The following is a 13,840-nucleotide window of genomic DNA, read 5'->3' as shown; positions in this document are numbered from 1 at the left end:
TAGAGAGAATTCTTGTCCATTAAGAAATGTTACAAATTACATGGGTACATTAAGAAAAGTTAAGGGGCGTATCCATTGATGGATAAGGGTTTTCGGCTATTGTAGTATATATGCATGGGGTAAGTTCAGGTATCAGGATTGTACAACGATTTTTCGCGGGATATTGAAAAGCATAGACACTATTAATAATAATTCTCAATAGTTACCTCGGTCATAAGGATCAAAGCCTTGCTGGACAAGGCATCGACGCACCTCAACGAAAACTCTAGATTTTCAGCCATTGTGTCTAACCCGCGAAAAATGTTGAGAACCCCCCCATTCCATCGGCATGAAACAATAACCCACATTCCGCACCCTAAAGTGTCACATTGAAAATTTTATCTAAATCGTCAAAACGATTGCCGGCTCTGAATTACAGGCTAATTTGTTTGCCCAGCAGATGCACAATTAGCCCTAAAAATCTGATAGCTCTGATACCAAATTATTGAGATAAACTCTCATTAAGCCAGCGATCACTGGCTAGAGTGTGACACTTCATAATTCTTAATAATCGCTAAAAGTTTTACTATACAAGGGCTAGAGCAACTTTTGATTTCGCTGAAACAATCCACTACAACTAAACTATGGTTTGATAAAAATTATGGTTAGCTTAAATGTCAGAACCCCCTTAATCACAATTTTTGAGGTACCATTATTTTGTCAAGAATCTAGGCTACATAAGTAAAAATGATAACACCTTTAAATGCTAGATAGATTACATACTATTTCCCAAGGAGATAGCAGTATTTGTGTGGCTGTTTTGGATGGGCCTGTTGATCAAGCTCACCCTTGCTTCCAAGGCGCAAACCTTACCTATCTGCCCACATTGGTGCAAGAAGCCGCTAAAGTTGATGGCAGTATGTCCATGCACGGAACTCACGTTGCCAGCATTCTCTTTGGGCAACCCGGTAGCCCCGTTCAGGGAATCGTACCTCAATGCAAAGGCATTATCATACCGATTTTTGCCGATGACCGTCGCCGAACTTCCCAGCTAGATTTAGCTCGGGGAATCGAGCAAGCCGTTCATGCCGGAGCCCACATCATCAACCTCAGTGGGGGTCAACTCACTGACTTTGGTGAGTCCGATGGCTGGTTAAAAAATGCTGTTCGTTTGTGCCGAGAGAATAACGTCTTGTTAGTGGCAGCAGCAGGCAATAATGGTTGCGAGTGTTTGCACGTTCCGGCAGCTTTACCGTCAGTGCTGGCCGTCGGGGCAATGGATGCCCAGGGGAAACCCCTCGACTTTAGCAACTGGGGGGAAGCCTACCAAACTCAAGGCATCCTGGCTCCAGGGGAAGATATTCTGGGAGCCAAAGCTGGGGGGGGAACCCACCGATTAAGTGGAACCAGTTTTGCCACTCCTATCGTTTCTGGTGTCGCTGGGGTATTACTCAGCCTTCAACGGGAACAGGGAGATTCCCCCGACCCCCAAAAAATTCGTCAAATTTTGTTGCAGAGTGCTTTACCCTGTGAACTTGACTTGCCAGAAGAAAGCCGGCGGTGTCTGGCGGGCAAACTTAATGTCTCTGGAGCAATCACGTTACTAAAAGGAGAAAAAATGTCTGAGGAATTTTCGTCTGTGGCGGCATCAGAAGTAACAGCAGCAGGTTGTGGTTGTGGAGGCACGTTGAGTGCTACCCCCCAAGAGCAAACGGCTCCTAGCTTAACTGCTGTGGCTTCCAGTCCATCGGCTGGGGCTGTCCCCAGCGACACTCCCAACTTAAACAACTTAATTCAATCATTCCCTACTGCTGTAACTCAACAACCAACTATGCCCAACTTCACTGCTAATTCCGTTACTGCCAGCCAAGCTCCTAGCGAACTCGCCGAGATGGGTCAGCTTGTTTATGCTCTAGGAACCCTTGGTTATGACTTCGGGACTGAAGCCCGTCGGGACTCGTTTAAACAACTCATGCCTCCCTTTGATTTAGGTGGAGGACTCATGGTTCCCGCCAACCCCTACGACGCCCGTCAGATGGTGGACTATCTAGGGGAAAACATCTCCGAGGCGCGATCGCTGATTTGGACATTAAACATTGAACTGACTCCGGTTTATGCGATTGATCCGGCTGGCCCCTTCGCCGCCGAGTCCTACCGCGCCCTTCAAGAACTCCTGGCGGGTCAAATCCAACCGGAAAACGATGGCGAATATGTTGAACGGGTAAGTATCCCCGGTATTTTAACTGGACGTAAGGTTAAACTCTTCTCCGGTCAAGTCATCCCGGTGATTGAACCCCAAAGCACCCGTGGTCTCTACGGTTGGAAAGTCAACAACCTGGTCAGCGCAGCGATGGACGCGGTACAAGCTGAAGATGGCACTGCTGACGAAGACCGGATTCGCAAAACCTTGGATGGCTTCCTCAACCGCATCTACTACGACCTCCGCAACTTGGGAACCACTTCCCAAGACCGCGCCCTTAACTTTGCCGTCACCAACGCCTTCCAAGCCGCCCAAACTTTCAGCCAAGCGGTAGCCGTTGGCATGGAACTCGATAGCGTTACGGTAGAGAAAAGCCCCTTCTGCCGGATCGATAGCGACTGCTGGGATGTGAAGCTGAAGTTCTTCGACCCGGAAAACAGCCGTCGGGCTAAGAAGATTTTCCGCTTTACCATTGATGTAAGTGACCTAATTCCTGTCACCCTCGGCGAAGTTCGTTCTTGGTCTTCTCCCTACTAAGGAGCCGCACAATTTTAGTGAGAGTGCAATATTAGACCCCACTCTCACTAGGAGATGCAGATGTGTTCAGTTAATTAATACTCTCCATAGGGAGAATCCTAAACTATGCGACTTCCTCTATTATCTCCCCCGATTGAACGTCCCCATTTCATCCAGCCAGCACTGTGTGTGGATCTAGAAAATGGTCGTCCCGAAGATTTGGTGCATATTCGGATGGATCTGCTCCATGCCGCTAACTATAACGATCCTGCAGCCTTTGCCAACCGTAGTTTCAACCAAGTGATGCACTCTAGTGCCAGCCAAAGTTCAGCCAGCCAGGGCTGGGGCGGTTTTGGCAGTATGGCAGGATTCTATTAATGGGCTGCTAATCACTCGCCCTCAGCCAACCCTAAACATACAAGGACACTATGAGCAAGAACAAAACCACAACAACATCCTCGGAAGTCCCCTCTAACCCTGAACCGAGCAAGTCTGAACCGAGCAAGTCTGAACCGACGACGATCGCAACGCCTGAACCCAAAAAGTCTTACGTTCCCACTTCCCAGACCGGGCTGCAAGATTATTCCTACTGGTGCCAATACGTCAAGGATCAAGCCAAGAAATCAGACAAAGACCCTAAATCCTTCCGGCGCGGTCGCATTTGGGCTTAACCCCTAGCTGCTGCTGCTGGTCTTGTTATCGTCCACTTAATCACTGACTGTTCGTTCTATGCAATCCACCCCACTGCTCCAAATTCAACCCCACTTTCATGTCGAGGTGATCGAGCCAAAGCAAGTCTATCTCCTTGGCGAACAGGCTAACTATGCCCTGACTGGACAGCTTTACTGCCAGATTTTGCCCCTCTTGGATGGGCAACACAGCCGTGAGCAGATTGTCGAGAAACTGGATGGGGAAGTCCCATCAGAATACATCGACTATGTACTCGATCGCCTCGCTGAGAAAGGTTATCTGACTGAGGCAGCCCCGGAACTGTCCTCGGAAGTGGCGGCATTTTGGAGCGAGTTAGGGATTGCACCTCCAGTTGCGGCGGAAGCTTTGCGGCAGCCTGTAACCCTAACCCCTGTGGGCAACATCAGTGAAGTGACGGTTGCATCCCTGACAACGGCTCTGCGGGACATTGGTATTTCCGTGCAGACCTCAACTGAAGCAGGTTCTCCAACGGCGCTCAACGTCGTCTTAACCGATGACTATTTGCAGCCCGAACTCGCCAAGATTAATAAACAGGCACTAGAGAGTCAACAAACTTGGCTACTGGTCAAACCTGTAGGCAGTGTGCTGTGGCTGGGTCCTGTGTTTGTTCCGGGCAAGACGGGGTGTTGGGACTGTCTAGCTCATCGGCTACGGGGCAACCGGGAAGTGGAGGCATCGGTGTTGCAGCAAAAACAAGCCCAGCAGCAACGTAATGGTCAGTCCGGTTCTGTAATCGGTTGCCTGCCTACCGCACGGGCTACCCTGCCTTCTACCCTGCAAACGGGGCTACAGTTCGCGGCAACTGAAATTGCCAAGTGCATTGTCAAGCACCACGTCAATGCCACTGCACCGGGTACTGTGTTCTTTCCCACTCTCGATGGCAAGATTATCACCTTAAACCACTCGATTTTGGACTTGAAAAGCCATATCTTGATTAAGCGATCGCAATGTTCAACCTGTGGCGATCGCCAGATTTTGCATCGGCAGGGCTTTGAACCCGTAAAACTGGTATCGCGTCGTAAACACTTTACCCATGATGGCGGTCATCGTGCGTTTACTCCAGAGCAGACCGTACAAAAATATCAACATCTGGTCAGCCCCATAACTGGGGTAGTGACAGAACTGGTCAGACTCACCGATCCGGCTAATCCTTTGGTGCATACCTACAAGGCAGGTCATGCCTTTGGCAGTGCTACAACTCTGCGGGGTTTACGGAATACTCTGAAATACAAGAGTTCTGGTAAGGGTAAAACTGATATTCAATCTCGGGCTAGTGGGTTGTGTGAAGCAATAGAACGCTATTCGGGCATCTTTCAGGGGGATGAACCCCGGAAGCAGGCCACTTTGGCAGAACTGGGAGACTTAGCCTTACATCCTGAGTCATTGCTGTACTTTAGCGACACCCAATATGCCAACCGGGAAGAGTTAAATGCTCAGGGTTCAGCCGCCGCTTATCGCTGGATTCCTAACCGTTTTGATGTTAGTCAAGCGATCGACTGGACACCTGTATGGTCATTAACGGAGCAAAAGCATAAATATGTCCCGACGGCCTTTTGCTACTACAATTATCCTCAGCCGGAAGCAACTCGCTTCTGTAAGGCTGATTCTAACGGAAATGCGGCGGGTAATACTTTAGAAGAGGCGATACTGCAAGGATTTCTGGAACTGGTAGAGCGGGATAGTATCGCTATCTGGTGGTATAATCGGATACGCCGTCCTGCCGTAGATCTGAGTACCTTTGATGAACCCTATTTTGTTGATTTACAGCAATTCTATCAGCAACAAAATCGGGAGTTATGGGTGTTGGATGTAACTGCTGATCTAGGGATTCCAGCCTTTGCAGGGTTTTCACGGCGCACGGTGGGTACTTCAGAACGGATCTCCATCGGCTTCGGAGCGCACCTCGATCCGACTATTGCGATTCTCCGCGCCCTAACTGAAGTCAGTCAAGTGGGATTAGAGTTAGACAAAATACCGGACGATAAGCTTGATGGCGAGTCCAAGGACTGGATGCTGAATGTAACAGTAGAAAATCATCCTTGGTTAGCGCCCGATCCCTCTGTGCCCATGAAAACTGCCAGTGATTACCCGAAACGTTGGAGTGATGATATTCACACCGATGTGATGAATTGTGTCAAAACTGCCCAAACAGCAGGACTAGAGGTGATGGTCTTAGACCAAACGCGACCGGACATCGGTTTGAATGTGGTCAAGGTGATTATCCCAGGAATGCGAACTTTTTGGACGCGGTTTGGTCAGGGACGGCTCTATGACATACCCGTAAAGCTGGGATGGCTCGATGCGCCACTAGCTGAAGAGGAATTGAACCAGACCAACATCCCCTTTTAAGTTTTTTAAAGTTTAGGGGCGACAGATTTCTCTACATATCCTTGCCCCACCAAGCTTCTTCCCAAAGAAGAAGGGGACTGACCCACCCCTAACGGGTTAACAAAGCAAACAACAACATGAGGATTACTCCAATGGATAAGAAAAACCTTCTGCCCAACCAAGGCGCACCTGTCATCCGTGGCATCAGTGGTAAACTCCCCAGCCACTTAGCTGAACTCTCTGAGGAAGCTCTCGGTGGTAATGGTCTTGAAGCCTCTGCTACTTTTACTATCTGCGCGTTTGACGGTGCAGAAGCCTCTGCTACTTTTTGTATGTGCGCTTTCGATGGTGCAGAAGCCTCTGCTACTTTTTGTATGTGCGCTTTCGATGGTGCAGAAGCATCTGCCACTTTTTGTATGTGCGCTTTCGATGGTGACGAAGCGTAAGGACAACCTATACCAAATCTGTGAGAATAGGGTCTATCTGACTGATTAGCCTATCTCAACCGGATTTAGTGTATTCGTTTATTTGAGAAAACGAGGTTAAAGATGTTGAGTCGCACTCCAAACTTTTTCCTAGATTGGGTAAGCTTTTCTCATCTACCTCGTTTTCTTTGAATGGGGTTTTTAAGCTCTTATTGTACCAAATTTTGCAGGACTTACGCAGCCACAGCACTCGTATAGGAAATCCCCTTGCTCTCTGCCTGAGCAATCATACTTTTGACTGGGTGCAAAGCGGTGGATCCGTTGTTGGAGTAAAGCCCGCTCGGATCTAGGGACTAAAACCCAACAACAAACCTACTGAAAATGACCCTAACTTCTATGCTGACAAGTAATCATCTCAAAACCCGTCGTCTTCAGTTCTTGCGTAATCATCAAGAGGCTTTCGATGTGGAGCCAACCTTTATGCTTTCGCTGTTTGAAGAAGCCGTCCTTGGCATAGAAGAAACTTGTGGTGTTGAATCTAAATGTAATGTGGAAAAAGATCAATTATTTGCCATTGATTTTCAGGTTTGTAATGATCAAGGACGTACTTGGCCAATGTCTTTGACCCATGCGGTCAAGTTTATGGATAAAATTGAAAGTACAGTAGGTGTTCGACTCAATCGTAATTTGCTGGAGCAGTTTGCCACATTACACCTGGACTCCCATAAAATACAGGACAACACAGTCGGAATTGACCTAAGACCGAGAAATGAGGATTCTTGTATAAAAGTATATCTGCATCTTGCCCCAGAAGAAGAGCCTGAAGAATTAGTAAGAACAGCACTGCAACTTGATGGGGGTAGCTATTCACCTGAACTCCTACAGGTATTACTTAAAAGCACTATTGTAATTGGGTTTAATCTTTTCTTGAATGGCTACAGCGATCTTGAGTTATGGGCGGCTTGTCCGGGAGAGCAATATGAAGTCCCCAATTCAGACCGAGGCAAATATTTGAAACAGTATGTACAGAATAATTTTTCCCAGAAGATCAATGATTTGTTGAGAGAATCCACTTTTTTGGTAGTTTCTTTTTCCAACCAAAAAGAGCCTGCGCTAATCTTTCATTATGAGGATATTAAAGAGATACCCAAGAACTTCTTATTGAATAGTTTAGGGGATAGAATCTACAGCTTTTGTCAGGGTCAAGATTGTATGACTTATGCTGGAGTAGCTGTCACAGAGCGGGAATTGGAAAAAGACAGGTTAGAAAACTTTAGTATTCTTTATAATCAACGGGATGAATGTAAACCTTTGTTGCATATTAAAAAACGAGAAGATTTTAGTTAGTCTTCTCCCCCTCTCCCCGTCTCTACTTTAGTTATGCTTACTGCCTAAGAATATGGGAATAGAATTTAACCATTTATATGTTACCCTCGACGCAGAAACCCTAGATTCAATTGCCAAATCAGAGTTTATTAGCCAAGAATTCTGCACAATATCCAGAGATACTGTAAAAACTGATACAGAAAGTTGGACGGGAATTTATCTCAGAGGAAAACATTCCTATCTAGAGCTTTTTCCTCCCGGCGGTGCTGAAGGGTTGAGGGAAGGTTTTTCTGGTATTGGTTTTAATAGTCAACAAGCAGGAGAGATGGATATTGTACAGGAAAAGCTTAGACCCTTATTAGGAGCTAAAGAAATACTTTCTGATTTGCAAGTTCGTCAAACCGAAGCTGGAAAAGTTCCCTGGTTTTATTATTTGTCCATCAACCCAGTAGAGAGAGAAGCTTTTGCTTCATGGTTGATGGAATTTCATCAGGATTATTTAGATTATAAAAACATCAAACTTACCAGTGATGGTTGCTTTAACCGTGCTGCTTATCTAAAAACCCTTGATACTTCCGAAACCTGTTTATTTGATGACATATCAGAAGTTCATCTTGAATTGACTTTATCGGAACAGGAGGAGTTAGCATTACTCCTTCAATCTTTTGGCTATGACTCATCTAGCGTAGGAGATATTACTACCTATCATTCCCATAATTTTATGATCAAAGTATGCCAGAAAGTTGCTCGCCGTTATCGAATTTGCAAGGTTGTTTGCACTCTCAAAGAGCAATTACAGCAGGAAAAAACTTTTACTTTTGGTAAAAATGCACAGTTAAATCTGGGGAGATCCTTAGCAATTTGGGAGTTTGGATGACTCAAGCAATCCATAAAAATTAAGACAAATTTCACCAATTGCTGTTTTCATTGCTCCACCTATTTAATACCGTTTCTTATTATTAATCATGATCAACAATTGTCCTTTTGCTATTTCCCTTAACCCTGATGTCCAAATCACCAGCACTAAAGATGGCTATACCCTGCACGGAGCAGAATCTGAGCCGAATACTTGGCTAACCTTAGCAATAACGTCTTCAAAACTGCTCTTCTCTTTCCCTACTCTTCTTCTAGTGCTTCCTGCTGAATTGAAAATCGTTGAATCCGTCTTTGAATATCTGCTAAAATGCTCCGTACCTCGTTTAAATCACTTGTTAACAAATGGTCTGATAAAATGTCAAGAACTATATCTAAATCAACAGAATAGTTTAACAACAGTAAAAGGATATCATTTTCATAAATGCTGGCCCGGCTAAATTGTCCTTGACGATAGAGAGATGGCAAGGCATAACACTTTAAAATTAGGAGTCCTACCACTGTGACACATCGAACTTTTCGGTTTCCAAAGATCTGCTCTGCTACAAACTCTTGCGATATTTTTCGGAAGAGCTTATTTTGGGTTAACAATACGTCAACTTGTAACCCATCAAATCTTCCCCGAAGAAAATTTTTATCTTCACTCTGGATACCAATCTCTGGTAAAGTGTCAAGATCGGCACGAGCCAGGATCAGGTCAATATCTTGAGTATTGCGACCCTCCACATAGCTGAGTAGAGCTACCCCGCCAACGAGAACATAACGAATTTCTCGTTCAGCAAGCGCGTCAAATAATCGTTCAACAGTCTGAAAAAAATCAGAACTTTCTGACATTACACCACCCCAATTCTTAACATCAAATAAGATTCCATTTCTGATAATTTCACCGATCGCTGCTGTCATTGATTCACTGCCCAATCATCGTTCTCCATTATCCATCAATATGAACAATTGCCCTTTTGCTATTTCCCTTAACCCTGCTGTCCAAGTCACCAGCACTAAAGACGGTTATACCCTGCACGGAGCAGAATCTGAGCCGAATGCTTGGCTAACCGTTGCCACAACGCCCGGAATGGGTATGGCTCTTGATAGTCTCAAGGCAGGCAACACCACCCCTGAATTACTCGTGCAAGGGTTAGCCGAACTCGAGGGTCAGGCAGCCGGGGAACAGTTTGGGCAGATGCTACAACAATTGGATGAGCGAGGTTGGTTGAGTTATGCCGTGTTACCCCTAGCAGTGGTGATTCCGATGGTGGATTCCGCCGAGTTGAATCTCACCGAACCCTACTGGACACAAACCCGCCTCAGCCTCTCCCGTTTTGCCTATCAGCATCCCTATGAAGGCACAATGGTATTGGAGTCCCCCCTGTCGAAGTTTCGGGTCAAGCTCCTTGACTGGCGAGCCAGTGCGATCTTAGCTCAACTGGCCCAGCCCCAAACTTTAGGATCACTGACACCACCGCCGTACTTGGGTGCAGAAACCGCCTATCAGTTTCTCAACCTGCTGTGGGCAACGGGGTTTCTGACGGCTGACCCCGAACCCCCCTCCCTCCGGCTTTGGGACTTCCATAACCTGCTGTTCCATAGTCGCAGTCGCTTCGGTCGCCACGACTATCTCGCCATAGACCATGATATAGAGCAGTGGTCAGATTTTCCAGTCGTGAAGCCTCCCATGAGTGACCAGATTGTGCCACTACCACGTCCGAACTTGGGGGCGTTGATATCTAATGATGCTACCCTCACAGAAGCGATCGAGACACGGAAATCCGTTAGGCAATATGATGATAACCATCCGATCACTATTGAACAACTGGGAGAGCTACTTTATCGCACTGCCCGTATTAAGGAATTGCTTTCCGCAGAAGATTGGTTTGGGAAAAATTGGCGGGAACAATTAAGTTTTGAAGCAGATATTGACTATGGGGAGTTAAGCCGTCGCCCTTATCCGAGTGGTGGGACAATGTATGAATTAGAAATTTACCCAGTAGTACGGCTTTGTGAAGGCTTGAGTCAAGGAATCTACCACTACGACGCACTAAATCACCAGCTAGAGCAGGTTATTGTCACCCAAGACGACATTTTTGCTCTATCAGGCTATGGTCTGCTAGACTTATTAAAATTAAACGGATTAGGAACACCACAGGTACTTCTAGTAATTACAGCCCGATTTGGTAGACTATTCCGTAGATATCGCTCTGTAGCTTATGCGTTAGTGCTGAAGCACGTTGGAGTATTACAGCAAAATCTCTACCTAGTGGCGACGAATATGGGATTAGCTCCCTGCGCGATTGGGGGAGGTGATAGCGATGCTTTTGGGCAAACAGTTGGTTTAAATTATGTGGAAGAGTCGGCTGTCGGGGAATTTCTGCTCGGCTCGTTGCCTAACAGCAATGTTGAAGCAAGTGGGCTGGAGTCGATGGAGGTGGATGGCTCAGAAGAACCTGCTGAGGCAACTGTCTCAGCCAGTGACACAGGATTGGCTGGAATGGAGCTTGAGCCTGATTCTGGTGAACCTGAGCCTGGTCAAACAGAAATATTGGGAAATCAGCTTGAGTCAGTTGGGTCAGTGGCAGAAATTGCCTCGGCTGAGATAGGAGAAAGTCCTGAAAATACCTCAGAGCAAGTTGAAGAGACGGAGGCTGAGGCTGTTGAATTGACGGCTTCAGATGCGATCGCCCAGACTCCAGATTCATCCAGTGTCGCTGAGGGAGAAAAATCAGCAGGGGTTTGGGCCAGTGAAGTTGAGAGTTCTGCAACCCAACTATCGATCGCACTCCATCCCCATGACCTGGACGATCGCATTCCCGGACTGGCTGAACTTCACAACCAAACATTAGGCGATCCTCGGATCACGATTGTAATTCTAGATGGCAACCCAGACCACACATTATCCTGTTTTGCTGGAGCCAACGTTTCTAAGGTGTTTCCCTACTGGCATGAACCAGCCGATCCAATCAGCCCAGAAGATTACGCCACCTTTCAAGCCATCCGAGACCAGGGGCTAAAGGGCAAAGCGAAACAAGAGGCACTTGAAAGTGCTATACCCGACACCATAAATCGTGTTGAACTCAATGACCATGCTTGTCATGTCACCAGTACCATCGTGGGTCAAGAACATAGCCCTGTTTTTGGCATTGCTCCCAACTGCCGAGTCATCAATATGCCTCACGATGCCGTAGTTACGAGCGACAATGGTATAGCTCTGAGTGGCTATAACGAGGTGCTGTCTCCCCTCAATTTAGCCCGTGCCTTTGAGTTAGCTATAGAGTTGGGTGCAAATGTTATCCACTGCGCTTTTTGTCGCCCCACCCAAACCGGAGAAGGGGAAGAAATCCTAGTTAAAGCGATTAAAAAATGTATTGATAACAATATCTTGATCGTCTCGCCGACGGGGAACAATTTAGGCGAATGCTGGTGTATGCCTGCTGTGCTGCCGGGAACTTTGGCAGTGGGAGCAGCAAAGGTTGATGGTACGCCCTGCCACTTTAGTAACTGGGGCGGCAATAATGGAGAAGAGGGTATCCTTGCTCCCGGTGAAGATATTTTAGGGGCGCAACCTTGCACTGAAAAACCCGTGCGTTTGACAGGAACCAGTATGGCGGCTCCGGTGATGACGGGTATTGCGGCGCTGTTAATGAGTTTGCAAGTGCAACAGGGCAAACCCGTTGATGCTGAAGCCGTGCGGACTGCACTGCTCAATACGGCAATTCCCTGTGACCCAAACGTTGTAGAAGAACCAGAACCCTGTCTACGCGGCTTTGTGAATATCCCTGGGGCGATGAAGGTGCTGTTTGGACAACCTTCTGTTACCATTTCCTTTGCAGGCGACCAAGTGACCCGCACAGAATGGGCTGGCTATGGCACGGCGATCGCAGGGGATACGTCGAGTATTCCTGCTGGGATTACTGCGATCGCAGTAAGTTCGGTTGGAGACTCTACTATGACAATGCAATCGGCTACGCCAATGGCGGCCGAAGTAGCGGTAACTGCGGCGGCTGACCCGGCTACGGTGGAGGCTAGTACCGCTTTTTCGGGCCATGTTTATGCTCTGGGAACCTTGAGCTATGACTTTGGCGATGAAACCTGTGTTGATACCTTCAAAGAACGGATGGCTCCGGTAGAAATGGACAGCATCTTGGTTCCGCCAGACCCCTACGATCCCCGTCAGATGGTTGAACACCTCGATCGCAACCCAGACGAAAGCCGTTCGTTGATCTGGACGTTGAGCCTGGATGGAGACACGATCTATGTCCTAGAGCCAACAGGAGCGTTTTCAGACCAGATCTACGAGATGTTTGTGCTGATGTTAGTAGGTCAACTGGAACAAGAAAGCAGTGATGAATTTGTAGAACGAATTAGCATCCCCGCCCGACAAACTAACCGCACAGTTGAACTATTCTCTGGTCAGGTTGTGCCCGTCGTGAAGGTACATGATATCCGAGGAATGTACGGCTGGAAAGTGAATACCCTGGTCAACGCGGCGATGGTGGCGATCTCTCGTCAGGTGGACGAAGCCCAAGCACCCCTCATCCAACAAGCTCTGACTTCGTTCCTCAACCGAGTCTACAATGATCTACGCAATGTGGGTCAGACTTCGCGCGATCGCGCCCTCAACTTCGCCGCCACCAACATCTTCCAAGCAGCTTCCGTCTTTGCGAAAGCGATCGCCGAGCGTCGTCAACTCGACACTATAGAAGTCGAAAAAAGCCCCTTCTGTCGGCGAAACAGTGACTGTTGGGATATCAAGCTAGAGTTCTCTGACCCAGAAAGGAGTAGTCGGGGACGCAAGGTTTTTCTATTTACCTTGGATGTAGTGCTTCAGATGCCCGTCACTTTGGGTAAAATCAAGAGTTGGTCAATGCCTTCGCGTTCTGAACAAACCTGATCTACAACAAAATGGGCTACCAACCTAAGTGTCGGCGTAAACAGAAGGTTCGTGTCACCAGGTGCAGCCTTGTGAAGTTTTGCAAAAATGACCCATTTTTTCGGCGAAATTAGACCTCTTGCAAAAGTCTTAAGTCGATCCTTGTACAGCAACATTTTTGAAGATTATCAACTACTAATAAATAATTAACTGAAAGTCCCTCCCATTATTGTTTCTATCGTTTGTTTTCGGATTTATGCAAGAGGTCTCTTGATGATAGCAGTCAAGGCAAAAAATCGACCATCAAGAAAAAACGAGCGATCAAAGGGCAAGGGATCCGCCACAGCTTCCCCCGGCTTTTAGGCAGAATAGCATCTAATACCATTTCTCTAAATGAAAACTACACATCGAATTTAAATCCCCCTTTAAGTTCCCCTTTTTAAGGGGGATTTAGGGGGATTAAACTTCTGTAGTCAGACTTTGGAGAATTGGTATAATATAATTATCTAATTAAATTAGGCTCTTCGTTACCCTTTATGCTAAATCAACAGACAAGATGCCAAGACAACATACTTCTAACCCAAAAATTCCGAAAGTTTCTAAAGCCATAGCCTCTCC

General features: G+C 46.9%; 9 protein-coding genes. 8 read left to right on the top strand and 1 reads right to left on the bottom strand.

Features of this window, described 5'->3' with window-relative positions; translation table 11 throughout:
* The first annotated feature begins 742 nt into the window (after positions 1 to 742).
* The 7 genes from H6G40_RS20955 to H6G40_RS20925 all read left to right on the top strand — a co-directional run bounded on the left by H6G40_RS20955 (position 743) and on the right by H6G40_RS20925 (position 8,362).
* A complete protein-coding gene (locus tag H6G40_RS20955) occupies positions 743 to 2,716 on the top strand; it encodes a S8 family peptidase (protein WP_190538217.1) in 1,974 nt (657 codons plus the stop codon).
* A 105-nt stretch (positions 2,717 to 2,821) separates the two neighbouring features.
* On the top strand, positions 2,822 to 3,073 hold the full coding sequence (locus tag H6G40_RS20950) for a cyanobactin biosynthesis system PatB/AcyB/McaB family protein (protein ID WP_002796592.1): 252 nt from the start codon (positions 2,822 to 2,824) through the stop codon (positions 3,071 to 3,073).
* Between the two features lie 50 nt (positions 3,074 to 3,123).
* Complete coding sequence (locus H6G40_RS20945; protein WP_002796591.1) at positions 3,124 to 3,366, top strand: cyanobactin biosynthesis PatC/TenC/TruC family protein; 243 nt, start codon at positions 3,124 to 3,126, stop codon at positions 3,364 to 3,366.
* Between the two features lie 58 nt (positions 3,367 to 3,424).
* Positions 3,425 to 5,755 (top strand): TOMM precursor leader peptide-binding protein, encoded by a 2,331-nt coding sequence (locus tag H6G40_RS20940; protein ID WP_069475627.1) that lies wholly within the window; start codon positions 3,425 to 3,427, stop codon positions 5,753 to 5,755.
* A 131-nt stretch (positions 5,756 to 5,886) separates the two neighbouring features.
* On the top strand, positions 5,887 to 6,180 hold the full coding sequence (locus H6G40_RS20935) for a microcyclamide/patellamide family RiPP (protein ID WP_069475631.1): 294 nt from the start codon (positions 5,887 to 5,889) through the stop codon (positions 6,178 to 6,180).
* 360 nt (positions 6,181 to 6,540) lie between these two features.
* Complete coding sequence (locus H6G40_RS20930) at positions 6,541 to 7,506, top strand: LynF/TruF/PatF family peptide O-prenyltransferase (RefSeq protein WP_069475628.1); 966 nt, start codon at positions 6,541 to 6,543, stop codon at positions 7,504 to 7,506.
* Between the two features lie 52 nt (positions 7,507 to 7,558).
* Positions 7,559 to 8,362, top strand: coding sequence for a DUF5829 family protein (locus H6G40_RS20925; RefSeq protein ID WP_069475629.1), 804 nt, complete (start codon positions 7,559 to 7,561; stop codon positions 8,360 to 8,362).
* Between the two features lie 239 nt (positions 8,363 to 8,601).
* On the opposite strand, the gene H6G40_RS23540 is transcribed toward H6G40_RS20925, so the two are convergent.
* Positions 8,602 to 9,261 carry a nucleotidyltransferase family protein gene (locus H6G40_RS23540; RefSeq protein WP_002734633.1) on the bottom strand — a complete coding sequence of 220 codons (660 nt, stop codon included), beginning with the start codon at positions 9,259 to 9,261 and terminating at the stop codon, positions 8,602 to 8,604.
* A 40-nt stretch (positions 9,262 to 9,301) separates the two neighbouring features.
* On the opposite strand from H6G40_RS23540, the gene H6G40_RS20915 reads away from it, so the two are divergent.
* Positions 9,302 to 13,243, top strand: coding sequence for a PatA/PatG family cyanobactin maturation protease (locus H6G40_RS20915; protein WP_069475630.1), 3,942 nt, complete (start codon positions 9,302 to 9,304; stop codon positions 13,241 to 13,243).
* The last annotated feature ends 597 nt before the right edge of the window (positions 13,244 to 13,840 follow it).

Origin of the sequence: Microcystis viridis FACHB-1342 (assembly GCF_014698335.1) — a bacterium.
Lineage (GTDB): Bacteria > Cyanobacteriota > Cyanobacteriia > Cyanobacteriales > Microcystaceae > Microcystis > Microcystis ichthyoblabe_A.
The sequence above is the reverse complement of the archived record's forward strand: the minus strand, read 5'-3'. Positions and strand labels throughout refer to the sequence as shown.

Excerpts from the sequence above, each read along its gene's own strand:
- H6G40_RS20955 (WP_190538217.1), top strand. The coding sequence starts at position 743 with ATGCTAGATAGATTACATACTATTTCCCAAGGAGATAGCAGTATTTGT.
- H6G40_RS20950 (WP_002796592.1), top strand. The coding sequence starts at position 2,822 with ATGCGACTTCCTCTATTATCTCCCCCGATTGAACGTCCCCATTTCATC.
- H6G40_RS20945 (WP_002796591.1), top strand. The coding sequence starts at position 3,124 with ATGAGCAAGAACAAAACCACAACAACATCCTCGGAAGTCCCCTCTAAC.
- H6G40_RS20940 (WP_069475627.1), top strand. The coding sequence starts at position 3,425 with ATGCAATCCACCCCACTGCTCCAAATTCAACCCCACTTTCATGTCGAG.
- H6G40_RS20935 (WP_069475631.1), top strand. The coding sequence starts at position 5,887 with ATGGATAAGAAAAACCTTCTGCCCAACCAAGGCGCACCTGTCATCCGT.
- H6G40_RS20930 (WP_069475628.1), top strand. The coding sequence starts at position 6,541 with ATGACCCTAACTTCTATGCTGACAAGTAATCATCTCAAAACCCGTCGT.
- H6G40_RS20925 (WP_069475629.1), top strand. The coding sequence starts at position 7,559 with ATGGGAATAGAATTTAACCATTTATATGTTACCCTCGACGCAGAAACC.
- H6G40_RS23540 (WP_002734633.1), bottom strand. The coding sequence starts at position 9,261 with ATGACAGCAGCGATCGGTGAAATTATCAGAAATGGAATCTTATTTGAT.
- H6G40_RS20915 (WP_069475630.1), top strand. The coding sequence starts at position 9,302 with ATGAACAATTGCCCTTTTGCTATTTCCCTTAACCCTGCTGTCCAAGTC.